The organism is Mycobacterium sp. URHD0025, from assembly GCF_000426065.1.
GTDB lineage: Bacteria > Actinomycetota > Actinomycetes > Mycobacteriales > Mycobacteriaceae > Mycobacterium.
The window spans coordinates 15,140-37,517 of the sequence record NZ_AUEQ01000014.1; the positions used below are offsets into that span (position 1 = coordinate 15,140).

The following is a 22,378-nucleotide window of genomic DNA, read 5'->3' on the forward strand; positions in this document are numbered from 1 at the left end:
TTCTCATTCCCTGCGTAGCAAGCTCAGTCGTTGCTCATAGGGTACGAGCGGCATGTTCAACACGTGCGCCACCGCTTTGGCGGGATCGATGCGCACGTAATTCGACTGCCCCCACTGGTATTCCTCGCCGGTGATCTCGTCGCGTACCCAGAACCGGTCATGTGTTTCCATACCCAGTGCCTCCATGTTCAACCACAATGTGGCTTCCTCGGGGCCGAACGGGTTGAGGGTGACCACCACGAGGACGGTGTCGCCGGTGATCGGGTCGAACTTGCTGTAGGCGAGCAGTGCGTCGTTGTCCACGTGGTGGAAGGTCAGCGTCCGCAGCTGGCGCAGCGCGGGGTGCAGACGCCGGATCTCGTTGAGGCGGGTGACGAATGGCTCAAGGGAGCGTCCCTCGGCAAGCGCCGTGGCGAAGTCGCGGGGGCGCAACTCGTATTTCTCGGAGTCCAGATACTCCTCGCTGCCCTCCCGGACAGCCCGGTGTTCGAACAGTTCGAAGCCCGAGTACATGCCCCACGACGGGCTCATGGTGGCGGCCAGCACCGCGCGGATCGCGAACATGCCCGGACCGCCGTGCTGCAGCGACTCGTGCAGGATGTCAGGGGTGTTGACCCAGAGGCTGGGCCGTGCGCTGTCGGCGTTTTCTGTGATCTCGTTGCCGAATTCGGTGATCTCCCACTTACTGGTGCGCCACGTGAAGTACGTGTAGGACTGGGTGAAGCCGCGTTTGGCCAGGCCGTAGAGCCGGGCCGGCCGGGTGAAGGCCTCGGACAGGAACAGTACGTCCGGATCCTCGTTCTTGACCTCGGCGATCAGCCAGACCCAGAAGTTCGGCGGTTTGGTGTGCGGGTTGTCGACGCGGAAAACCTTGACGCCGTGCGAGATCCAGAATCGCACCACCCGCAGCACCTCGTGGTACAGCCCGGCGGGATCGTTGTCGAAGTTGAGCGGATAGATGTCCTGGTACTTCTTGGGCGGGTTCTCCGCGTAGGCGATCGTGCCGTCCGGCAGCACCGTGAACCACTCCGGATGCGCTGCGGCCCAAGGATGATCGGGCGCGCATTGCAGCGCCAGATCGAGGGCCACCTCCACGCCCTGCTCGCGGGCCGCTGCGACGAAGGCATCGAAGTCGTCGATCGTGCCCAGTGCGGGGTGTACGGCGTCGTGACCGCCTTCGTCGCTCCCGATGGCCCATGGCGAACCGACGTCGTCCGGCGCCGCGGTCACTGCGTTGTTGCGGCCCTTGCGGTGCACCTTGCCGATGGGGTGGATGGGCGGCAGGTAGACGATGTTGAAACCCATGCGGGCGATGCGGGGCAGTTGATCGGCGGCGGTGGCGAACGTCCCGTGCACCGGATGTCCGGCCTTGTCCCGGCCGCCTGTAGAGCGCGGGAACATCTCGTACCACGAGGAGAACCGGGCCAGCGGACGGTCCACCCAGACACCGTATTGCTCACCGCGGGTGACCAACTCGCGCAGCGGGTACTGGTCGAGCAGTTCGGTGACCTCGTCGGAAAGCGCTGCACCGGCGCGAATGAAGGGATCGCCGGGCGTGCGGAGCACTGCGGCGGCCTCGAGCAATGGATCGCGTAGTTTGCGGGGCACCCCGGTGGCCGCGCGCTGGAGCAGGCGTGCCCCGATCAGCAGGTCGTTGGCCAGCTCGGCCTCGCTCTGGCCGGCGCCGAGCTTGGCTTCGACCGCGTGCCGCCAGGTCGCCAGCGGATCACCCCAGCCGTCTACGCGGTACGTCCACAGACCGACGCTGTCCGGCGTGAACTGGCCGTGGAAGACATCGGGGGTGTGCCCGGTGGACATGGGCAGGGCCTGTGGCTTGATCCGCTGGGTGGGACGCATCACCTCGCCGATCGGCACAGGTACCTGCGCGGTGCCCGGCCCGGTGGCCAGCCGCGGGTACTCGGTGCCGAGGTAACGCACCACCAGCGTGGCCGCGACGGCGTCGTGGCCTTCGCGCCAGACCGTGGCCCGCACCGGGACGACCTCGCCGACGACGGCTTTTGCCGGGAACTGCCCGCAGAAGACCACGGGCGCGACATCGTCGATTCCGATACGACCGGCCACCCATCCACTCCTCACGTCGCCACGGTCAAGCGGCTGTCTGTCGTTCACTTGCCTTGTCGCGTCTGATACCCACCGTAGTGGGCTGTTCAATCTCGCGGGCGTTAAGAGCCGCGCAGGGATACGTTGCCTGAACGGATATCCCTCACCGCTGCACGGGTCGGAATTGTCAGTAAGGTTGGGACGCGTGAAAGCCCTGAGAAGGTTCACCGTCCGCACTCACCTTCCCGAGCGGTTGGCGGCGCTGGAACGACTGTCGATCAACCTCCGGTGGTCGTGGCACAAACCGACCCAGGATTTGTTTGCTGTCATCGACGCCGAGCTGTGGCAGCAGACCAACGGCGACCCGGTGGCCCTGCTGGGAGCGGTCAGTCCGCAGCGGCTCGACGAACTGGCCGCCGACGAATCGTTTCTGGGCCGCCTCGACGAGTTGGCCGCGGACCTGGACACCTACCTCAGCCGGCCGCTGTGGTACCAGCAACAGATCGCCGACGGCGTCGAGATGCCGAAGGGAATCGCCTATTTCTCGATGGAGTTCGGTGTCGCCGAAGTATTGCCCAACTATTCGGGCGGTCTGGGGATCCTGGCCGGTGACCATCTGAAATCCGCCTCGGATCTCGGGCTGCCCCTGATCGCGGTGGGCCTGTACTACCGCTCGGGGTATTTCCGGCAGTCCCTGACCGCCGACGGTTGGCAGCATGAGACCTATCCGTCGCTGGACCCGCAAGGGCTGCCGTTGCGGTTGCTCAACGACGCGTCCGGCGCGCCGGTGCTGGTGAAGTTGGCGTTGCCGGATGCCCGTGAGCTGCGGGCTCGGGTCTGGATCGCGCAGGTCGGCCGGATTCCGCTGCTCCTGCTCGATTCCGACGTTCCGGAGAACGAGCACGAACTGCGCGGGGTGACCGACCGGCTGTACGGCGGCGACCAGGAACACCGCATCAAGCAGGAGATCCTGGCCGGTATCGGCGGGGTGCGTGCGATCCGAGCCTTCACCGAGATCGAGAATCTGCATGCCCCTGAGGTTTTCCACATGAACGAGGGCCACGCGGGCTTTCTCGGGGTCGAACGGATTCGCGAATTGGTCGCGGCGGGACTGGATTTCGACACCGCGCTGACCGTGGTGCGGTCCTCGACCGTGTTCACCACCCACACCCCGGTGCCGGCCGGCATCGACCGGTTCCCGGTCGAGATGGTGAAGCGCTACTTCGGCGGCCCGGCCGATGAGCCCTCGCGCGAAGAGGATCCATCGCGCGGTCCGGCCGACTCCCGGCTGTTGCCCGGAGTGCCGCTGGACCGGGTGGTCGCGTTCGGTGCCGAGGACGATCCGTCGAAGTTCAACATGGCGCACATGGGTCTGCGGCTCGCGCAGCGGGCCAACGGGGTGTCGCTGCTGCACGGTCAGGTCAGCCGGGGCATGTTCAACGACCTGTGGCCGGGGTTCGACCAGGCCGAGGTGCCGATCGGATCGATCACCAACGGTGTGCACGCCCCGACCTGGGCGGCCCCGCAGTGGCTGGCCCTGGGACGGGAGCTGATCGGTTCGGAGGCGGCCGAACCGGCGGTGTGGGAGCGGCTGCAGGAGGTCGAACCCGGACACATGTGGTGGATCCGCTCCCAGCTGCGCGAGACGCTGATCGGCGACGTGCGTGACCGCCTGCGTCGCTCCTGGCTGGAACGTGGCGCGTCTGAGGCCGAACTGGGCTGGATCGCAACAGCTTTCGATCCGTCGGTGCTGACTGTCGGGTTCGCCCGGCGGGTGCCCACCTACAAGCGGCTGACGCTGATGCTGCGCGACCCGGAGCGGCTGGAGAAACTGCTGCTCGACGAGAAGCGGCCCGTGCAGCTGATCGTGGCGGGCAAATCGCACCCTGCCGACGACGGCGGCAAGGCGCTGATCCAGCAGATCGTGCGGTTCGCCGACCGGCCCGAGGTGCGGCACCGCATCGCGTTCCTGCCGGACTACGACATGTCGATGGCCCGGTTGCTGTACTGGGGTTGCGACGTCTGGCTCAACAATCCGCTGCGGCCGTTGGAGGCCTGCGGCACGTCGGGCATGAAGAGTGCACTCAACGGCGGGCTGAACCTCTCTATCAGGGACGGCTGGTGGGATGAGTGGTACGACGGCGAGAACGGCTGGGAGATCCCGACGGCCGACGGAGTGGACGACGAGGCCCGGCGCGATGACCTGGAGGCCGCGGCCCTCTACGACCTCCTCGAACACGCCGTGACACCGAAGTTCTACGAGCGCGACGAGCACGGGGTGCCGACCCGCTGGGTCGAGATGGTTCGCCACACGCTGCAGGTGCTCGGGCCGAAGGTACTGGCGTCGCGCATGGTGCGGGACTACACCGAGAAGTACTACCTGCCTGCGGCGCAGTCGTTGCGCCAGACCGTCGAGGCGCCATCGGGGGAGCCGTTCGGGGCGGCCCGGGAATTGGCCGATTACCGGCGCCGTGCGCAGGAAGCCTGGCCGAAGATTCAGATCACCGACGTGGACAGCTACGGCTTGCCCGATACGCCGCTGCTCGGGTCACAGCTGACGCTGACCGCCACGGTGCAGCTGGCTGGTCTGCGGCCCGACGAGGTGACGGTGCAGGCCGTGCTGGGCCGGGTGGACGCAGGTGACGTGATCCTGAACCCGGTGACCGTGCAGATGGCGCACACCGGTTCGGCCGAGGGCGATACCGAGGTGTTCTCGATCAGCACGCCGCTGCCGGTGGCCGGGCCGGTGGGGTACACCGTCCGCGTGTTGCCGCACCACCGGCTGCTGACCGCCGACAACGAGCTCGGCTTGGTGGCGCTGGCTTGAGTAGAGCGCTCAAAGTTCAGCTCGATGGTGGACCGTACGCGCTGGCTGCCGGAAGCGATGGCGCGATGTGGGTGACGCTGGTGCATGGTGGCGCCGTCGCCCGGGTTTCGTCCACCGGTGAGGTCAGCACCTACTCGGTCGGAGAAGGCTCACGTCCGTCGATCATCGCGGCCGGACCGGACGGGGCATTGTGGTTCACCCGGTCCGGCGATGATCGGATCGGCCGCATCACCACCGCGGGGGAGTTGAGCTCTTTCGAATTGCGCGGGGGCAGTGCGCCGTTCGGGATCACCGCGGGTCCCGACGACGCGTTGTGGTTCACCACGATGTCCTCGGGCGAGATCGGCAGAATCGGCACCGACGGTGAGATCAGCACCGCGGCCACGGTGGGCGGGATGCCGTCGATGATCACCGAGGGGCCCGATGGCGCGTTGTGGTTCACGCTCAACGAGACCGGTGCGGTGGGCCGGCTGACCGTCGAGGGATCCCTCAAAGTCCGCGAATTGCCCACTGCCGCAGCCGGTCCCGTCGGTATCGCGGCCACTCACGACGATGCCGTGTGGTTCACCGAGATCCGTGCGGACAAGATCGGCAGAATCCCGGTGAACGACGCCATTCAGGAGTTGGACCTGCCGGGCAAACCGCATGCGGTGGTCGCCGACCCGACCGACGGAGTGTGGGTCAGTCTGTGGGGTGCAGATCAGATCGCCCGCATCAGCGGCGACGGGGAAGTGGTCACCATCGACCTGCCGTCCGGCAGCGAGCCGCACGGATTGGCCATCGGTCCCGACGGCGCCTGCTGGGTGGCGCTGGAGTGTGGTTTCGTCCTGAAAATGCCCACCTGAGTGACGGGGCGCACTGACGGTCGGGTAAGTACATAGGCAGTCTTGTTCCCGCGGGGAAACCGTAACGAGAGGCCGCCTGTGTTGATTCGCTCGTTCGGACTGTTCACCGCCCTGTTCACGGCCTGCGCCGTATCGATCACACCGGCTTGGGCCGATCCCGTCGTCCCCCCTGACGCCGAGGTCGTCGCCGATGTGGTGCCCGCGCCGGACCAACCGGCCGCCGCCGAGCTGGTCGAGTCGACCCCGCCGGCCAACCTCAAGACCCCGGATGGCTGGACACTGATCGTGTCGGCGGCCGACGAAACACAGGCCGTCGTACCGCCACTGACCACCGCGGTGTCCTCACGCGAATATGTGGTCGGCGGGACGTACCGCGGTGCGATGTCCGGTCCCGACCACGGTGATCCTCGCGGCACCTTGGAGGCCGGTTACCAAATCGGCTGCGGGATCGACATGAGCACCTCCAACGGCGTCTCCTTGACGGGTACCGCCGGACTCAACACGTCCATCGGCCTTCTCGGCACCGATGTGGTTTCGCCATGGCCCGAGGGCATCCTGCCGGGAGTCGGCGCGAACATCGGCGGTGGAATCACGATCGGTCTCAAACCCGGCATCATCAACCTCATCCCGGTGGTCGAAAAGGAGTTCAAGGGCACCGAGCCGTGGGTGATGATCAGCAACTTCCGAGTGAAGATCGACGGCTGCGTGGGGCAGTCGTTCATCCGGTCCTATGCGGTGCTGACCCGTTCGACCGATGAATCCGAAGCGGTGCTGGCGTGGTACGGGACCACGAAAGTGGTCTGAGCAGAAACCGCCCGCCGTCAGGCGAACCGCTTGAGGCAGCGTTCCTCGTCACCGAGGATGCCGACCCGGAACGCGTCGATGCGGGCGAAGCCCGACGGCACCGACTCGCCGTTGACGTCGCTGGCCGCCAACCCGTTTGTGAGGATCCCTGATACCGCTTCATCGACGTCACCCGCGGTCAGCAGAATGGTGTCGCCGTTGGGCAGGTTCACGGGTTTGGTCATCTTTGCCGTGGCCACTCCGGTGAGGCAGGCCGTGCGCAGCGCTGCCTCGGCGTTGTCGAGGACCAGGCCGCGGGCATGCTGCAGGGCCAGCGTGTAGCGCGAGATCAGCACGGAGAAGGCGGTGTTGTCGCCGCCGGCCAGACCGCCGACGTCGGCCTCGTCGGACGGCGCTGCCAACGCTTGCAGTTCGTCCAGATCGATCACGATGGTGTTGGTGTCGGGGCAGTAGGAGGTGGGCGGGCTTGGCCGTGCGCCCGGACAGTCGAGGGCAGCGTCGGGCCGGAAATCGAGTTGCGGGGGAGCGTCGGGTTTGAAGATGACGTTGAGCGCGTCGACCAACGAGCGGACCCAGCGTTCGGCGATGTCCAGGTCGCCGCTCTGGTCCTCGGGTAGCAGGACGGGAAGCTCGCCCCGGCGCTGATCGATCTCCTTGACGTCGATTGCGGCACAGGCCCCCGGCCCGTCGGTGAACCCGAACTGAAAGGCCGAGATCCGTTCGAACGCCGACCCGTGCTCATCGATCCCGACCTGGGCTTGCGCCTCGGTCAGAAGCGGATCACGGAACGCCACCACCGCCGCCAGCAGCTTGTTGAGCCCGTCGGCGGTGCTGAGCGCGAACCGCGGAGAATCACCCTGGGCGACCCATCGCATGTAGGTGCCGGCGAGGCAGTCGGCCTGCTGCTCGGCGACCAGGGTGGGTGTCTTGCGGTTGATCAGCCCGGCCTGCTGCTGGATCGCATGACCGTACTCGTGCGCGAGCACCATGACGGCACCCATGTCGCCGTTGTTCTGGCGTAAGCCGGGCATCAGCACGCCCCGGTCCCAGCCGATGGTCCGGTCTGGCTTGCAGAACGCGGCGTTGACCAGCCCGTAGGTGTCCATCCCGCAGAACTGTCCGTCGAATCCTTCGGCGTCCCAGGAGATCAGCGCGCGCACCGGTTGGAACTCGCCCTTGAACACCTCGGAGTACGCGTCCGACCAGAACTCCTCGAGGTCACTGACGGCGCTGGCGGCGAGATTGTCGATCTTGCCGCCGTCGGTGTTGGTCACCTTGCGGGTGGGTGTCGCGGCGTCGGGGCGCAGCCCGCTGGAGCCGTCGGTGGCCGGCATGCCCGCCACTGAGAAGGGGTCGCTGAACACGGATACCGCCGTGCCACCGACCAGGGATGAGCATGCGGCCGATGGCAACAGCGTGCACACCGCGACCGCGAAGCCGAACAGGGTGCGTCGGCTCATATCGCTACCTTCCGGTGCACTCTGGCGGCCAACTGCCCGCGCGGTTATGCCGCACACACTAGTTAACTCGGCGCGCGCAGGGTGCGATATCAGCCCGCGCCGCGAAGCCGTTTCAGCGACTGACGCACCCGGTCAGGGTCGGTGGTGGACCAGAACGGTGGCAACGACGAACGCAGGTACCCGCCGTAGCGGGCGGTCGCCAACCGGGAGTCCAGCACCGCGATCACGCCGCGGTCGTCGGTGTGCCGGAGCAGCCGCCCGGTGCCCTGGGCGAGCAGCAGCGCGGCATGGTTGGCCGCGACCGCCATGAATCCGTTGCCGCCGTGTGCGCTGATGGCGCGTTGCCGCGCCGTCAACAACGGATCGTCGGGGCGGGGGAACGGTATCCGGTCGATGAGTACCAGCGACAACGACGGCCCCGGCACGTCCACGCCCTGCCACAGCGACAGCGTGCCGAACAGTGAGGTCTCGGGATCGTCGGAAAACTGTTGCACCAAAGCCGAAGTGGTGTCTTCGCCTTGACACAGCACCGGGGTGGACAGCCGCCCGCGCATCACCTCGGCCGCGGCCTTGGCCGCCCGCATCGACGAGAACAGACCGAGGGTACGACCGCCTGCCGCGGTGATCAGGCCCTCGATCTCGTCCAGAGTGCGGGCATCGGTGCCGTCGCGGCCCGGTGGCGGTAAATGCTTGGCCACGTACAGGATTGCCGCTTTTGCGTGGTCGAAAGGCGACCCGACGTCGAGGCCTCGCCACCCCGGTTTGGCCGGCCCGCCGGCGTCACCCGGTTTGGCCGGCCCGCCGGCGTCACCCGGTTTGGCCGGCCCGCCGGCGTCGACGAAAGCGCCCAGACCCCAGTTCCGCGCCATCGCATCGAAGTTGCCGCCGAGGGTGAGGGTCGCCGAGGTGAGCACCGCCGTGGTGTTGGCGAACAATCTGGTGCGCAACAGCCCCGAGACCGACATCGGGGCCACCCGCAGGATCACCCGCGTCGCGTTCGCGGTTTCTTCCCGCGCCACCCAGACCACGTCGACGCGGTCGGGGATCGGCGGGACGAACGAGGTGAGGATGCGAGTGGCGGTGTCGCTGACATCGTTGAGCGCGGTGACCGCTTCGGTGCGGGCCGACGCGGCCTGCGGGTCGCTGGGGGAGGTGTCGATCGCCGTGCGTGCCGCGTTGGCCGCGTCGCGCAATGCGGTCAGGTAGATGCCCAACTCCTCACCGAGAACATCGATACGGCCGGCGTCGAGCTCGTGCAGCAGCGAGGACAGCGTCGCGGTGGCGGCCTCGAAGCGTTGTGCCAGTTCATCATCGACCAGCCGCGACATCCTGCGGTGCGCCACAGCCATGGAGGTCGCCGAGAGTTCGGCGGTGGCCACCGCGGTGACCCGGTCGGCGAGCTCGTGGGCTTCGTCGACGACCAGCAGCTCGTACTCCGGTAACACCGAGAAGTCGGAGAGCGCGTCGATGGCGAGCAGTGCGTGATTGGTGACGACGACGTCGGCGGCACCGGCCTTCTCGCGCGCCCGCTCCGCGAAGCAGTCGGTTCCGAACTGGCAGCGCGACACCCCGATGCACTCGCGTGCCGACACGCTGACCTGTGACCACGACCGGTCCGGCACACCGGGGGTCAGCTCGTCACGGTCACCGGTCTCGGTGTCCGACGACCACTCGGTCAGCCTTTTCACATCGCGGCCCATCGCGCTGACCGCCATGGGTGAGAACAGTTCGTCCTGGGGAAGTGCGGTGGGATCCTCCGCCGCTCCGTTGTGAATCTTGTTCAGGCACAGATAGTTTCCGCGCCCTTTCAACAGTGCGAAGGTGGGTTTGCGGGGCAGCGCGTCGGCCAGCGAATTGACCAGTCGGGGCAGATCGCGGTCCACGAGCTGCCGTTGCAGCGCGATGGTGGCCGTCGACACGACCACCGGCTGTTCGGTCTGCAACGCGCGCGCGATCGAGGGCACCAGATAGGCCAGCGATTTGCCGGTGCCGGTGCCCGCCTGCACGGCCAGGTGTTCACCGGACTCGAAGGCCTTGGCCACCGCCTCGGCCATCTCGACCTGGCCCGGGCGGCCGGTGCCGCCGAGCCCCTTGACGGCGATCTTGAGAAGGTTGGTCACCACGTTGGCCATCTCGGGGGATGGCTTCGATTTGGTCCTCATGATCTGTGACGGCCGCTGCTAACGAGCCGGTTCGGTCGGCGCGACCCGGGTGGGGATGGCCGGCTCACCGCGGGACAGTTTCAGGCCGTCCCACGGCAGACTGTGCAGCCCTGCGGCGACCCGCTCGCGCGCGGCGGACAGATCGGTGGCGGGGTGGTGCCCTTCGACGGGGACGCCGCCCGTCACGAGCGGCACCGTGAGCCGGCGGACTGTGAGCCCCGATGCCTCCGGCGGCTGGTGACCGTACGGGTGGACCACCTCTTCGACGATGGTGCCCGAGGGCTTGGCAAGCCGAACCGCCTCTTTGCGTCCGCCGTGGGATTCCTTGTGGCTACTGCGTTTGGCCACCGGCATCCCGTCCACCTCGACCAGTTTGTACACCATGCCCGCAGTCGGTGCGCCGGATCCGGTGACCACGGAGGTGCCCACCCCGTAGCTGTCTACGGGCTCGGCGCGAAGCGCGGCGATCGCGAACTCGTCGAGATCCCCTGAGACCACGATCTGGGTACCCGTCGCGCCGAGATCATCGAGCTGCTGGCGCACCTGACGGGCCAGCACACCGAGATCGCCCGAGTCGATGCGCACCGCGCCCAGCTGCGGGCCGGCGGCCGCGATCGCGTTGGCCACGCCCGCGGTGATGTCATAGGTGTCCACCAGCAGGGTGGTGCCGACGCCGAGGGCTGCCACCTGGCCGCGGAACGCCGACTGCTCGTCGGGCCCGGACTCTGTGGTGTGCAGCAGCGTGTAGGCGTGTGCCGCGGTGCCCAGCGCGGGCACCCCGTAGCGCTGCTGGGCGGCCAGATTGGACGATCCGGCGAACCCCGCGAGGTAGGCGGCGCGGGCTGCGGCCACCGCGGCCTGTTCATGGGTGCGCCGTGAGCCCATCTCGATCATCGGCCTGCCATGCGCCGCACTGGCCATTCGGGCCGCTGCCGAGGCGATCGCCGTGTCGTGGTTGAGGATTGACAGCACGAGCGTCTCCAGGACCACGCACTCGGCGAAGGTCCCGTGTACGGACATCACCGGTGAACCCGGGAAGTAGAGCTCGCCCTCGGCATAGCCGTCGATGTCACCCCCGAACCGGTAGTTCGACAGGAAATCGAGGGTCTCCGAATCCAGGAAGTCGGACAGCACGGCGAGTTCGTCGGCTGCGAAGGCGAACTCTGCCAACGCTTCCACAAGCCGCCCGGTGCCGGCGACGACGCCGTAGCGGCGTCCTTCGGGCAATCGACGGGCAAAGACTTCGAACGTGGTCCGGCGGGATGCCGTGCCATCGCGCAGGGCGGCGGAGAGCATCGTCAGCTCGTACTTGTCGGTGAGCAACGCGACGGTCACATCAGCAACCGTAGCCGTTCGCGGCTGCCTCAATAGCGCGGCACCCCGGCCGGTATTGTGGGCCCATGGTTACACCGGCGAAGGCCCGACCGGGGACCCGCGAAGAGCGCAGCGTCACGGCGGCGCCCCGGGAAGATGCGGCCACCGAAAGCCCATGGGTGACCATCGTCTGGGACGATCCGGTCAACCTCATGACCTATGTCACCTACGTGTTCCAGAAACTGTTCGGCTACAGCGAGCCACATGCCACCAAGCTCATGCTGCAGGTGCACAACGAGGGGAAGGCCGTGGTGTCGGCAGGCAGCCGCGAGTCGATGGAAACCGACGTGTCCAAACTGCACGCAGCGGGGCTGTGGGCGACCATGCAACAGGACCGCTGATCGACTGTGCGCAAATGGAAACGGGTCGAGACCGTGAACGGTCTGCGGTTGCGCTCGGCGTTGGAGGCTCACGAGGCCGCGTTGTTGTCGAGCCTGGGCACCTCGATGCTGGGCATGCTCGACGAGCGTGGATCATCTGGCTCCACAGACGAACTCGAGATGATCACCGGCATGAAGACCGGCAATCCACTACCGCCCGAGGACGCCACCATGAAGCGTCTGCTGCCCGATTTCTATCGGCCGCAGACCGAGCATCCGGCCGGCTCTGGCACCGCCGAGAGCCTCAACAGTGCGCTGCGAGGTCTGCATGAACCGGCCATCATCGAAGCCAAACGCGAAGCAGCCCAACGATTGTTGGACACCGTTCCCGACGGCGGCGGCAAGTTCGAGCTGACCGAGGACGACGCCGAGGCGTGGGCGGCTGCCGTCAACGACATCCGGCTGGCGTTGGGCACCATGCTCGACATCGGCGCGCAGGCGCCCGATCAGCTGCCTGCCGAGCATCCGATGGCCGGGCACCTCGACGTCTACCAGTGGCTGACCGTGCTGCAGGAGTACCTCGTCCTGAGCCTCATGGGGAGGTAGGAAGCCTGATGGGTTCGATCACCGACGTCGGCGGCATCCTCGTCGGCCACCATCACCGCATCGACCGGGATGCGACTCTCGGATCGGGATGGGCATCGGGATCGACCGTCGTGCTCGCCCCGCCGGGGACCGTCGGCGCGGTCGACGGGCGAGGCGGTGCGCCCGGTACCCGCGAGACCGACCTGCTCGACCCGATAAACACCGTGCGCCACGTCGACGCCGTGGTGCTCACCGGCGGGAGCGCCTACGGGCTGGCCGCCGCAGACGGCGTGATGACCTGGCTGGAGGAGCAGGGCCGTGGCGTCGCGATGGACGGCGGCGTGGTCCCGATCGTGCCCGCCGCGGTGATCTTCGACCTGCCAGTGGGCGGCTGGGGCAACCGGCCGACGGCGGACTTCGGCTATGCCGCCGCCGCGGCAGCCTCCACCGAGTTCGCGCTCGGCACTGTCGGCGGCGGGGTCGGCGCGCGGGCCGGAGTGCTGAAAGGCGGTGTCGGTACCGCCTCGCTCACGTTGGACTGTGGAGTGACCGTGGGCGCCCTGGTCGTGCTCAACGCCGCCGGTGACGTGGTGGATCCGGCCACCGGCCTGCCGTGGATGACTCGGTTGACGGCGCAATTCGGGCTGACCGCCCCGCCCGCCGATCAGCTCGCCGGCTATGCCGACCTGCATCGGGAAAGCGGTCCGCTCAACACCACCATCGCTGTGGTCGCCACCGATGCGGCCCTCAGCCCGGCCGGCTGCCGGCGGATGGCGGTCGCCGCCCATGACGGACTGGCCAGGACCATCTCACCGTGCCACACGCCACTGGACGGAGATACGGTGTTCGCGCTGGCGACCGGCGCGGTGCAGGTCGAACCCGACGAGAAGACCCCTGTGGCGATGTCGCCGGAGACCGCACTGCTCACCCGGGTCGGGGCCGCTGCGGCCGACGTGCTGGCCCGTGCCGTGCTGGTCGGCTTGCTGGCCGCCGAACCGGTGGCAGGAATACCGACTTACCGTGACATGTTGCCGGGAGCGTTCGAATGAGTCGGCTCTCCGCCGAAACTTCCAGCAGGGGTCGACTCGCCATTTTTCTGCCCGAATACAGTTTCGCGGTGAGGACAGCGAATGAAGGAGTGCTGACGTGCTGGTGATCCGCCGGGATCTCGTCGAGTCGATGGTGGCGCATGCCCGCGCCGACCACCCCGACGAGGCGTGTGGGGTGATCGCCGGGCCGGAGGGCTCCGACCGGCCGGACCGGTTCATCGCGATGGTCAACGCCGAGCGCTCGCCGACCTTCTACCGCTTCGATTCAGGTGAGCAGCTCAAGGTGTGGCGTGCGTTAGAAGACGCAGGCGATGCTCCTATCGTCATCTATCACTCGCACACCGCAACCGAGGCCTACCCGAGCCGCACCGACATCTCCTACGCCTCCGAGCCTGACGCCCACTACGTGCTCGTCTCCACGCGCGACCCGCAACAGCACGAGCTGCGGAGCTACCGCATCGTCGACGGCGTCGTCACCGAAGAACCCGTCACTATCGTCGAGCAGTACACCTCCTAAGGAGCTCTCATGGCTGTAACCGTCTCCATCCCGACCATCCTGCGTCCGCACACCGACGGCCAGAAGCGTGTCAGCGCCTCCGGTGACACCCTGCAGGCGGTGATCACCGACCTCGAGGCCAATTACTCCGGGATTACCGGTCGCCTGGTGGACCCCGATAATCCGGGCAAGCTGCACCGGTTCGTCAACATCTACGTCAACGACGAGGACGTGCGGTTCTCCGGCGGGCTGGACACCACCGTCGCCGATGGCGACTCGGTGACGATCCTGCCTGCCGTGGCAGGCGGATGACGGGCAGGTCATGACCAGATACGACTCGCTGTTGCAGGCCCTCGGCAACACCCCGTTGGTCGGGCTGCAGCACCTGTCGCCCCGGTGGGAGGACGGTCCTGACGGGCCGCACGTGCGGTTGTGGGCCAAGCTCGAGGATCGCAACCCGACAGGCTCGATCAAGGATCGACCCGCGCTGCGCATGATCGAGCAGGCCGAGCGTGACGGGCTACTGAGCCCCGGCGCCACGATCCTGGAGCCCACCAGCGGTAACACCGGGATCTCGCTGGCCATGGCCGCAATGCTCAAGGGCTACAACATGATCTGCGTGATGCCCGAGAACACCTCGATCGAGCGGCGTCAGATCCTTGAACTGTACGGCGCGAGAATCATTTTCAGTCCAGCCGAGGGCGGCTCCAACACGGCGGTGGCCACCGCGAAAGAGCTTGCGGCCGAGAACCCTTCGTGGGTGATGCTGTACCAGTACGGCAACCCGGCCAACACCGACGCGCACTACTACGGCACCGGCCCGGAGCTGCTGGCCGACCTGCCCGAGATCACCCATTTCGTCGCCGGGCTCGGCACCACCGGCACCCTGATGGGCACCGGCCGCTTCCTGCGTGAACAGGTACCCGGCGTGCAGATAGTGGCTGCCGAACCACGCTACGGCGAGGGGGTGTACGCGCTGCGCAACATCGACGAAGGGTTCATCCCCGAGTTGTACGACCCAGAGGTGCTGACGACCCGGTTCTCGGTGGGCTCCTACGACGCCGTCAAGCGCACCCGCGATCTGGTGACCCGCGAAGGCATCTTCGCCGGCATCTCCACCGGCGCGGTGCTGCACGCGGCACTGGGCATGGGCGCCAAGGCGATCAAGGCGGGCGAGCGCGCCGACATCGCGTTCGTGGTCGCCGACGCCGGTTGGAAGTATCTGTCCACCGGTGCCTACGCCGGTAGCCTTGATGACGCAGAGGACGCGTTGGAAGGGCAGCTATGGGCGTGAGCAGCGATGAGTAGTCTGCCGTCGTCCACCGCGCCGAAGAAGCCGCCCGCGTGGATCGTCGGCGGCCTGACCATCGTCAGCTTCGTCGCGCTGCTCTACGTCATCGAAATCGTCGACACCGCCATGGGTCACCGGCTGGACCAGGACGGCATCCGGCCTCTGCAGACGGACGGCCTGTGGGGCATCCTGTGGGCGCCCCTGTTGCACGGCGGCTGGCCGCATCTGATCGCCAACACCGTGCCGGCGCTGGTGCTCGGGTTTCTGATGACGTTGGCCGGCATGGGGCGATTCATCGCGGCGACCGCCATCATCTGGGTAGTCGGCGGCTTCGGCACCTGGCTGATCGGCAACATCGGCCTGCACTGCCCCTACGTGAGCGTGCCGTGCACCAGCACGCACATCGGCGCGTCCGGCCTGATTTTCGGTTGGCTGGCGTTCCTGATCGTGTTCGGCTTCTTCACCCGCAAGGTGTGGGAGATCGTCGTCGGCGTCGTCGTGCTGTTCGTCTACGGCGGCGTCTTGTTGGGCATGCTGCCCGGCAATCCGGGGGTGTCCTGGCAGGGCCACCTGTGCGGGGCCATTGCCGGTGTGGTGGCGGCCTATCTTCTGTCCGGACCGGAACGCAAGTCACGGGAATCGAAGAAGCGTTCCGCCCAGCCGCGTCTGAGCGCATGAACCTATGAGCGACGCCCTGGCACCCGTCGGCATCTTCGACTCCGGCGTCGGCGGACTGACCGTGGCCCGCGCGATCATCGACCAGCTGCCCGACGAGGACATCATCTACGTCGGCGATACCGGCAACGGTCCGTACGGTCCGCTGAGCATTCCGGAGATCCGGGCCCATTCGTTGACCATCGGCGACGATCTGGTGGCCCGGGGCGTCAAGGCTCTGGTGATCGCGTGCAACACGGCTTCGTCGGCCTCCCTGCGCGACGCCCGCGAGCGCTACTCGCCGGTGCCGGTGGTCGAGGTGATCCTGCCGGCCGTGCGCCGTGCGGTGGCCGCCACCCGCAACGGTCGCATCGGCGTGATCGGTACGGCCGCGACGATCGCCTCTGGCGCCTATCACGACGCGTTCGCCGCCGCCCGCGACACCGAGGTGTTCGGGGTGGCATGCCCGCGGTTCGTCGACTTCGTCGAGCGCGGGGTCACCAGCGGCCGTCAGGTGCTCGGGCTGGCCGAGGGTTATCTGGAGCCGCTTCAGCGCGCCGAGGTGGACACCCTGGTGCTGGGGTGCACGCACTATCCCATGTTGTCCGGGCTCATCCAGTTGGCCATGGGCGACAACGTCACCCTGGTGTCCTCGGCCGAGGAGACGGCCAAAGACCTTCTCAGGGTGCTCACCGAGCTCGATTTGCTGAAACCTCACGAATCCGGCCCGGCCCAACGGGTGTTCGAGGCCACCGGAGATCCGGAGGCCTTCACCACGTTGGCCGCTCGCTTCCTGGGACCAGGTCTGGACGGTGCGCGGCAGGTCCGGCGTCACGCGGGCGCTGGAAAATGATCTCCGTCGCCCAAACCGGCCATGTCTTGGCAATGCGCGTACCGGGCATGGCAAGCTGGACACTGTGCGATTGACCATCCTGGGATGTTCCGGCAGCGTTGTCGGCCCGGATTCGGCAGCCTCCGGCTATCTCGTCACCGCACCTGACACGATTCCGATGGTCGTCGACTTCGGTGGTGGCGTTCTGGGTGCGTTGCAGCGCTACGCCGACCCGAATTCGGTCAACGTGTTGCTGTCGCATCTGCATGCCGATCACTGCCTGGATCTGCCCGGGCTGTTCGTCTGGCGCCGGTACCACCCGATCCCGGCCACCGAACGCGGCCTGATGTACGGGCCCGCCAACACCTGGTCTCGGCTCGGCGCGGCCTCGTCGCCGGAGGGCGGCGAGATCGACGACTTCACCGACATCTTCGAGGTGCGCAACTGGGAGGACGGCTCCCCGGTGCAGTTGGGCACTCTCAACGTCATGCCACGGCTGGTGTGTCACCCCACCGAGTCCTACGGCATGCGTTTCACCGATCCGTCCGGGGCGACGCTGGTCTACAGCGGTGACACCGGATATTGCGATGCGCTCGTCGAGCTGGCCCGTGGAGCCGACGTATTCCTGTGCGAGGCGTCGTGGACACACGACCCGTCCCGCCCGCCGAAGCTGCACCTGTCCGGCACCGAGGCGGGGCGCGCGGCGGCCGCAGCCGGTGTGGGCGAGCTGCTGCTCACCCACATTCCGCCGTGGACTTCCCGCGAGGACGTGATCAGCGAAGCCAAGGCCGAGTTCGACGGCCCGGTGCACGCCGTGGTGTGCGGCGAGACCTTCGACGTGACCCGGGGCTGACCCGCTAGGGTTGGCGGGTGTCCAAGCGAGAAGACGGTCGTCTCGACGACGAGCTGCGCCCGGTAACCATCACCCGCGGTTTTACCTCCCATCCCGCCGGCTCGGTACTGGTGGAGTTCGGCCAGACGCGTGTCATGTGCACGGCCTCGGTCACCGAGGGTGTGCCGCGCTGGCGTAAAGGTTCCGGGCAGGGCTGGCTGACGGCCGAGTACGCCATGTTGCCGGCCGCCACGCACGACCGCTCGGACCGGGAATCGGTCAAGGGCCGCGTGGGCGGGCGGACCCAGGAGATCAGCCGTTTGGTCGGCCGCTCACTGCGCGCATGCATCGACCTCGGCGCGCTGGGGGAGAACACCATCGCCATCGACTGCGACGTGCTGCAGGCCGACGGCGGTACCCGCACCGCGGCGATCACCGGCGCCTACGTCGCGCTGTCCGACGCTGTCACCTATCTTGCTGCGGCAGGGCGTCTTTCGGATCCGCGGCCGCTGTCGTGCGCGATCGCCGCGGTGTCGGTGGGCGTGGTCGACGGTCGTGTCCGCGTCGACCTGCCCTATGTCGAGGACTCCCGCGCCGAGGTGGACATGAACGTCGTCGCCACCGACACCGGCACGCTGGTGGAGATCCAGGGAACCGGTGAAGGCGCGACCTTCCCGCGGTCCACTCTGGACAAGATGCTCGACGTCGCGCTCGGTGCCTGCGAACAGCTTTTCGTGATCCAGCAGGAGGCGCTGGAGCTGCCGTATCCCGGTGTGCTGCCCGAGGGCCCGGCGCCGAAGAAAGCGTTTGGAAGCTGAGTGCCCTCGCTCCTCGTAGCCAGCCGTAACGCCAAAAAGCTGGCAGAGCTGCGGCGGGTGCTGGACGCCGCCGGGATAGTCGGTTTGGAGTTGTTGTCCCTGGCCGACGTGGCTGCCTATGACGAGGCGCCCGAAACGGGTGCGACGTTCGAGGACAATGCCCTGGCCAAGGCGGTCGACGGCTTTCGTGCGACCGGATTGGCTTGTGTGGCAGACGATTCGGGGATTTCCGTGGATGCCCTGAATGGGATGCCTGGCGTGCTGTCCGCGCGGTGGTCCGGCAGGCACGGCGACGACGCCGCCAACACCGCACTGCTGCTCGGGCAACTGGCCGATGTTCCCGACTCGCGGAGAGGCGCCGCGTTCGTGTCGGCGTGTGCGTTGGTCTCCTCGTTTGGTCAGACCGTGGTGCGGGGGGAGTGGCCGGGTGCGGTCATCCGCGAACCTCGCGGCGACGGTGGATTCGGGTACGACCCGGTGTTCCTGCCCGAGGGGTCTGACCGCACCGCAGCTGAGCTCTCACCCGCCGAGAAAGACGCGGCATCGCATCGCGGCCGTGCGTTGACCTTGTTGGTGCCGGCACTGCGGGAGTTGGCCGGCTCGTAGGGCTTTGCGTGCCCGCCGCGTCAATCGACGGCTACGGCTCGACGCTCGCGGGTCAGGAGCAGTGCCGCCGCGCCGATACCGGAACTGATCACCATGGCCACCGCCATCGGCAGCGCGGTGTGGTCCCCGCCGATCCCCACGATCGGCGATACGACCGCGGCCAGGCCGAACTGCAAGGCACCCAAGACCGCAGAGCCGGTGCCGGCCGCATGGCGAACCTGGTCGAGTGCCAGAGACGTCGCGTTGGCGGCGACCAGGCCGAGGCTCGCGACCGCGCCCCACAGCAGCGCCAAGGACGCCCACAACACCGGACCGAGCAGTGCGTCGATCAACAGCAGGGCCGAGAACAGGACGAGCAGGCCGATGCCCAGGTGCAGCAATCGGCGCTGGCCGAAGCGGCCCACGATTCTGGCATTGACGGTGTTGACGATGACGATGCCTGCGGCGTTGGCGGCGAACGCGAACGAATAGTGAAGAGGGGAGAGCCCGAGCACATTCTGGAGCACGAACGGGGATGCCGAGATGTAGGCGAACATGACGGTGAACCCGAACGCGAAGGCGAGCGTGTAACCGAGGTAGCCGCGGTTGGTCAGCACCGATCGGGCGTCGCGCAGCATGGCGGTCACGCCGCCGGTGTGGCGCCGGTCGGTCGGGTGGGTCTCGGGGAGCACGGCCAGGACACCGACGAACATCGCGACGGCGAGTCCGGCCAGGATCCAGAAGATGCCGCGCCAGCCGATGATGCCCATCAGCGATCCACCGATGAGCGGCGCAAGCACCGGGGCAGCGCCGTTGATGATCATCATCAGGCTGAAGGCGCGGGCAGCCACGGCGCCGTGCGCCCGATCGGCCACGACGGCTCGGCTCAGCACCACGCCGGCGGCGCCACTGAACCCCTGCACGAAGCGGAACGCGGTCAGCAGGGCGATGTTCGGGGCGAGAGCGCACGCGACGCCGGCCAGAACGCAGACCAGGGTGCCGGCCAGCATGAGTGGGCGCCGGCCGAAGCGGTCAGACAGCGGACCGATGATCAGCTGCCCGCTGGCCAAGCCCACCATGAAGGCGGTCAGGGTGAACTGCACGGCCGAGGCGGACGTGCCGAACTCCTCTGCCATCGCGGGGAAAGCGGGCAGGTACATGTCGATCGACAGCGGTGCCACCGCGGTCAGCAGGGCAAGCACACCGAGCCAGCTCAGCGGCAGCGCCGGAGTCTGGGTCGTGTTCTCGGTGGTGGTGGTTGTTCGAGTGCTCATTCAGGCCTTAGATCAATGGTTTATGTATAAAGTTATAGGTAATATAGCCGATATGACGCCCCCGGGAGTACCCACACCCGCACGTGATGTGCGCGACATCGCCGCTGCGGTGCGGACACTGGTCTGGTCGCTGCGGCGGTTCGGCGAGAAGCAGGTCGGCCTGGAACCGTTGCCGCACTCGGAGTTCGAAGTCATCCGCACGGTGGGTGACAGCCCGGGAATCAGCGTCTCCGAGACTGCCCATGTGCTGGCGTTGCAGCCCAGCAACGTCAGTACCACCGTGCGAAAACTGGTTGAGCGCGGCTTGATCGAGCGGGTGCCCGACGAGTTCGACCGGCGCTGCATTCGGCTGCGCCTGACGCCCAGGGCGGCCGAGCACAAGAAGTTGATCGACGCGGCCTGGACTGCCGCAGTCCGCGAACAGTTGGCGCGGATGACCGACGAAGAAGTGGCGACGCTGACCGAAGCCGGGCCGTTGCTTCAGCGCCTGGCTTCGATGGGATAGCTGTTACAGCTCGAAGCGTTCTTTGATGTCGCGGGTGTTGAAGTGCTCGACGATGATGCCCAGCAGCGGAATGGTGCCCGCGAGTAGGACGCCGATGGTTTTGCCGATGGGCCAGCGGATCTTGACCGCGAGGTTCGCCGTGAACAACAAGTAGACGAAGTACACCCAGCCGTGCACGATGCCGATCCAGCTCGGGGGATTGTCGACCTGGACGATGTACTTGAGCACCATCTCGTAGCACAGCGCGATCAGCCAGATACCGGTCGCCCAGGCCATCACGCGGTAGCCGAGCAAGGCCTTGCGGATGGTCTCCTTGGGCGTGGAAACAAGCGGCGTCGCCTCGGCGCCCGGTTCGGGTGCGGTCATCTGTCGGTCCTGTCTTTCTTCTCGGGCTGGGCGTCAGACTTGGCCAGCTCGGCAAGGTAGGCGTTGTACTCGGAGAGTTCTTCGTCGCCGGCGTCCGAAGACGTGGACTTGGGACGTTCCGGAAGCAGGCCGGCGGGGATCTCGGTGATCTCGTCGGAGGAGCGCTCAGGCGGCGCATCCTCGTAGCGGACGAACTTGTAGTACGCGTAGAAACAGAACCCGGCGAACATCGGCCATTGCAAGGCGTAGCCCAAGTTCTGGAAGGTGCCCGACGCTGATTCGTAGCGGGTCCATTGCCACCACGCCAGCGCCAGGCAACCGGCGGCGCCGAGGAACACCAACGCGATGAGCGCTGGTCTCCTACGCCGTGTAGTGGACATTCGTCCATGGTACGGCGCGGGTCTTGGGGCCGACACGGCCACTAAACCTTTGGACCGATGAATTCGTCGAGACGAGCCGTGGCGGCCTTGCGGTAGATCGAGACGACGTACTTGGTGGACCGGGTCCACGGGATGCCGAGGGTGTCGAGTGCGTCGGTGAACAGGTTGAGGATGTCCTCCGAATGATTCGTGAAGTGGTATCGGATGCTCTTGATACCGCGATCATTCGCGACCACGCGGCAGCCGTCGCTGTGGATCAGGCCACGTACGAACTCCTCGGTGGACCGGTCTACGTGCTCCTGCTGCCACGGTTCCAGGACGATCCGGCGGTTGTGCTTCCTGCCCGGACCGTGCTGCGGAAACAGACACGGCCAGTGTTTGGAATAGAGCGAAACTTGTACGCACCCTTTCTTCGCCACGAGACCTGTCCGTTGACCGGGCATGACAGTCTGAATGGCCTGGCAGCAGCGGTCGATTATCGCTGGGTACTTCTTATCGAGCGTGATCCGTAGGCGCCAGACGCGTTTGTTGCGCGAGATGTCGCCGTCTCCCAGATAGAGGCCGAGTAGGTATGAATATTCGGGTGGGGGCAACGCGGCGAAGTTATGGTCGATGCCGCACAATGACGACGCAGGCAACAGCAATCGCTTGGGCGGTCGTCTGCGCCAGTCCCGGACTGTTGGTCGAGGGATGCTCGTTTCCCGCGAAATGGCGCAGTCATTGAGGCCGGCCGCAATGAGCTTCTCAACTTTGTTGAACTCGTCTGCCGACCGCACATCGCGCCCCTCTCGACCGCCGACGAATCAAACCTATCGGCGACCTCCGACAGATCTGGCTGTACTTCGGGCTGTAAGATCG

23 protein-coding genes are annotated in these 22,378 nt (G+C 67.0%); 15 read left to right on the top strand and 8 right to left on the bottom strand.

The features are described from left to right. Window positions 1-3: 3 nt before the first annotated feature. On the bottom strand, window positions 4-2,082 hold the full coding sequence (locus H977_RS0121885) for an alpha-1,4-glucan--maltose-1-phosphate maltosyltransferase (RefSeq protein ID WP_029109877.1): 2,079 nt from the start codon (window positions 2,080-2,082) through the stop codon (window positions 4-6). Between the two features lie 184 nt (window positions 2,083-2,266). On the opposite strand from H977_RS0121885, the gene H977_RS0121890 reads away from it, so the two are divergent. The 3 genes from H977_RS0121890 (at window position 2,267) to H977_RS0121900 (ending at window position 6,537) form a co-directional block, all read left to right on the top strand. Further along, the gene (locus H977_RS0121890; RefSeq protein ID WP_029109878.1) at window positions 2,267-4,888 is read left to right on the top strand and encodes a glycosyltransferase family 1 protein; all 2,622 of its coding nucleotides are present in this window, start codon (window positions 2,267-2,269) and stop codon (window positions 4,886-4,888) included. Then, window positions 4,885-5,733 carry a virginiamycin B lyase family protein gene (locus H977_RS0121895; protein ID WP_029109879.1) on the top strand — a complete coding sequence of 283 codons (849 nt, stop codon included), beginning with the start codon at window positions 4,885-4,887 and terminating at the stop codon, window positions 5,731-5,733. The genes H977_RS0121890 and H977_RS0121895 overlap by 4 nt, the downstream gene beginning before the upstream one ends. Before the next feature lie 78 nt (window positions 5,734-5,811). Further along, the gene (locus H977_RS0121900) at window positions 5,812-6,537 is read left to right on the top strand and encodes an MspA family porin (RefSeq protein WP_029109880.1); all 726 of its coding nucleotides are present in this window, start codon (window positions 5,812-5,814) and stop codon (window positions 6,535-6,537) included. 17 nt (window positions 6,538-6,554) lie between these two features. Here H977_RS0121900 and H977_RS0121905 read toward each other — a convergent pair whose 3' ends face one another. The 3 genes from H977_RS0121905 to H977_RS0121915 form a co-directional block, all read right to left on the bottom strand. Next, window positions 6,555-7,997: a neutral zinc metallopeptidase gene (locus tag H977_RS0121905; RefSeq protein WP_029109881.1), complete on the bottom strand. Its 1,443-nt coding sequence runs from the start codon at window positions 7,995-7,997 to the stop codon at window positions 6,555-6,557. Between the two features lie 89 nt (window positions 7,998-8,086). Next, window positions 8,087-10,159 carry an ATP-dependent DNA helicase gene (locus tag H977_RS0121910; protein ID WP_029109882.1) on the bottom strand — a complete coding sequence of 691 codons (2,073 nt, stop codon included), beginning with the start codon at window positions 10,157-10,159 and terminating at the stop codon, window positions 8,087-8,089. Window positions 10,160-10,177: 18 nt separating this feature from the next. Next, on the bottom strand, window positions 10,178-11,455 hold the full coding sequence (locus H977_RS0121915; protein ID WP_502691196.1) for a nicotinate phosphoribosyltransferase: 1,278 nt from the start codon (window positions 11,453-11,455) through the stop codon (window positions 10,178-10,180). Window positions 11,456-11,559: 104 nt separating this feature from the next. On the opposite strand from H977_RS0121915, the gene clpS reads away from it, so the two are divergent. The 11 genes from clpS (at window position 11,560) to H977_RS0121970 (ending at window position 19,016) form a co-directional block, all read left to right on the top strand. Then, window positions 11,560-11,874 carry an ATP-dependent Clp protease adapter ClpS gene (clpS, locus tag H977_RS0121920; RefSeq protein WP_029109884.1) on the top strand — a complete coding sequence of 105 codons (315 nt, stop codon included), beginning with the start codon at window positions 11,560-11,562 and terminating at the stop codon, window positions 11,872-11,874. Between the two features lie 6 nt (window positions 11,875-11,880). Continuing rightward, the gene (gene aosR / locus H977_RS0121925) at window positions 11,881-12,459 is read left to right on the top strand and encodes an oxidative stress transcriptional regulator AosR (RefSeq protein ID WP_029109885.1); all 579 of its coding nucleotides are present in this window, start codon (window positions 11,881-11,883) and stop codon (window positions 12,457-12,459) included. A gap of 8 nt (window positions 12,460-12,467) precedes the next feature. Continuing rightward, on the top strand, window positions 12,468-13,487 hold the full coding sequence (locus H977_RS0121930; protein WP_029109886.1) for a P1 family peptidase: 1,020 nt from the start codon (window positions 12,468-12,470) through the stop codon (window positions 13,485-13,487). A gap of 97 nt (window positions 13,488-13,584) precedes the next feature. Continuing rightward, the gene (locus H977_RS0121935; protein WP_029109887.1) at window positions 13,585-14,004 is read left to right on the top strand and encodes a M67 family metallopeptidase; all 420 of its coding nucleotides are present in this window, start codon (window positions 13,585-13,587) and stop codon (window positions 14,002-14,004) included. A gap of 9 nt (window positions 14,005-14,013) precedes the next feature. After that, window positions 14,014-14,295, top strand: coding sequence for a MoaD/ThiS family protein (locus H977_RS0121940; protein ID WP_029109888.1), 282 nt, complete (start codon window positions 14,014-14,016; stop codon window positions 14,293-14,295). A gap of 10 nt (window positions 14,296-14,305) precedes the next feature. Further along, window positions 14,306-15,277 carry a cysteine synthase gene (locus H977_RS0121945; protein WP_029109889.1) on the top strand — a complete coding sequence of 324 codons (972 nt, stop codon included), beginning with the start codon at window positions 14,306-14,308 and terminating at the stop codon, window positions 15,275-15,277. A 6-nt stretch (window positions 15,278-15,283) separates the two neighbouring features. After that, on the top strand, window positions 15,284-15,952 hold the full coding sequence (locus H977_RS0121950; RefSeq protein ID WP_029109890.1) for a rhomboid family intramembrane serine protease: 669 nt from the start codon (window positions 15,284-15,286) through the stop codon (window positions 15,950-15,952). A 4-nt stretch (window positions 15,953-15,956) separates the two neighbouring features. Beyond that, window positions 15,957-16,781, top strand: a complete 825-nt coding sequence (murI, locus tag H977_RS0121955) for a glutamate racemase (RefSeq protein WP_029109891.1) — start codon at window positions 15,957-15,959, stop codon at window positions 16,779-16,781. Window positions 16,782-16,845: 64 nt separating this feature from the next. Beyond that, complete coding sequence (locus tag H977_RS0121960) at window positions 16,846-17,613, top strand: cyclic nucleotide-degrading phosphodiesterase (RefSeq protein WP_029109892.1); 768 nt, start codon at window positions 16,846-16,848, stop codon at window positions 17,611-17,613. Window positions 17,614-17,630: 17 nt separating this feature from the next. Next, window positions 17,631-18,410: a ribonuclease PH gene (gene rph, locus H977_RS0121965; RefSeq protein ID WP_029109893.1), complete on the top strand. Its 780-nt coding sequence runs from the start codon at window positions 17,631-17,633 to the stop codon at window positions 18,408-18,410. Beyond that, window positions 18,411-19,016 (top strand): non-canonical purine NTP pyrophosphatase, encoded by a 606-nt coding sequence (locus tag H977_RS0121970; protein WP_029109894.1) that lies wholly within the window; start codon window positions 18,411-18,413, stop codon window positions 19,014-19,016. It abuts the gene before it with no gap. Between the two features lie 20 nt (window positions 19,017-19,036). Here H977_RS0121970 and H977_RS0121975 read toward each other — a convergent pair whose 3' ends face one another. Continuing rightward, entirely contained in the window at window positions 19,037-20,269 is a 1,233-nt protein-coding gene (locus H977_RS0121975; protein WP_029109895.1) for a multidrug effflux MFS transporter, read from the bottom strand. A 52-nt stretch (window positions 20,270-20,321) separates the two neighbouring features. On the opposite strand from H977_RS0121975, the gene H977_RS0121980 reads away from it, so the two are divergent. Beyond that, window positions 20,322-20,774, top strand: a complete 453-nt coding sequence (locus H977_RS0121980; RefSeq protein ID WP_051288994.1) for a MarR family winged helix-turn-helix transcriptional regulator — start codon at window positions 20,322-20,324, stop codon at window positions 20,772-20,774. A 3-nt stretch (window positions 20,775-20,777) separates the two neighbouring features. Here H977_RS0121980 and H977_RS0121985 read toward each other — a convergent pair whose 3' ends face one another. The 3 genes from H977_RS0121985 to H977_RS0121995 are packed head-to-tail and all read right to left on the bottom strand — an operon-like array spanning window position 20,778 to window position 22,296. Then, window positions 20,778-21,140 (bottom strand): DUF3817 domain-containing protein, encoded by a 363-nt coding sequence (locus H977_RS0121985; RefSeq protein WP_029109897.1) that lies wholly within the window; start codon window positions 21,138-21,140, stop codon window positions 20,778-20,780. After that, window positions 21,137-21,520 carry a hypothetical protein gene (locus H977_RS0121990; protein WP_029109898.1) on the bottom strand — a complete coding sequence of 128 codons (384 nt, stop codon included), beginning with the start codon at window positions 21,518-21,520 and terminating at the stop codon, window positions 21,137-21,139. The genes H977_RS0121985 and H977_RS0121990 overlap by 4 nt, the downstream gene beginning before the upstream one ends. Before the next feature lie 41 nt (window positions 21,521-21,561). Then, complete coding sequence (locus H977_RS0121995) at window positions 21,562-22,296, bottom strand: LAGLIDADG family homing endonuclease (protein ID WP_029109899.1); 735 nt, start codon at window positions 22,294-22,296, stop codon at window positions 21,562-21,564. Between the last annotated feature and the right edge of the window lie 82 nt (window positions 22,297-22,378).

Bases quoted from the DNA above. Each gene is read 5' to 3' on its own strand.
- H977_RS0121905 (WP_029109881.1), bottom strand. From the start codon at position 7,997: ATGAGCCGACGCACCCTGTTCGGCTTCGCGGTCGCGGTGTGCACGCTG.
- H977_RS0121910 (WP_029109882.1), bottom strand. From the start codon at position 10,159: ATGAGGACCAAATCGAAGCCATCCCCCGAGATGGCCAACGTGGTGACC.
- H977_RS0121915 (WP_502691196.1), bottom strand. From the start codon at position 11,455: ATGCTCTCCGCCGCCCTGCGCGATGGCACGGCATCCCGCCGGACCACG.
- clpS (WP_029109884.1), top strand. From the start codon at position 11,560: ATGGTTACACCGGCGAAGGCCCGACCGGGGACCCGCGAAGAGCGCAGC.
- H977_RS0121930 (WP_029109886.1), top strand. From the start codon at position 12,468: ATGGGTTCGATCACCGACGTCGGCGGCATCCTCGTCGGCCACCATCAC.
- H977_RS0121940 (WP_029109888.1), top strand. From the start codon at position 14,014: ATGGCTGTAACCGTCTCCATCCCGACCATCCTGCGTCCGCACACCGAC.
- H977_RS0121945 (WP_029109889.1), top strand. From the start codon at position 14,306: ATGACCAGATACGACTCGCTGTTGCAGGCCCTCGGCAACACCCCGTTG.
- H977_RS0121950 (WP_029109890.1), top strand. From the start codon at position 15,284: ATGAGTAGTCTGCCGTCGTCCACCGCGCCGAAGAAGCCGCCCGCGTGG.
- murI (WP_029109891.1), top strand. From the start codon at position 15,957: ATGAGCGACGCCCTGGCACCCGTCGGCATCTTCGACTCCGGCGTCGGC.
- H977_RS0121975 (WP_029109895.1), bottom strand. From the start codon at position 20,269: ATGAGCACTCGAACAACCACCACCACCGAGAACACGACCCAGACTCCG.
- H977_RS0121980 (WP_051288994.1), top strand. From the start codon at position 20,322: ATGACGCCCCCGGGAGTACCCACACCCGCACGTGATGTGCGCGACATC.
- H977_RS0121985 (WP_029109897.1), bottom strand. From the start codon at position 21,140: ATGACCGCACCCGAACCGGGCGCCGAGGCGACGCCGCTTGTTTCCACG.
- H977_RS0121990 (WP_029109898.1), bottom strand. From the start codon at position 21,520: ATGTCCACTACACGGCGTAGGAGACCAGCGCTCATCGCGTTGGTGTTC.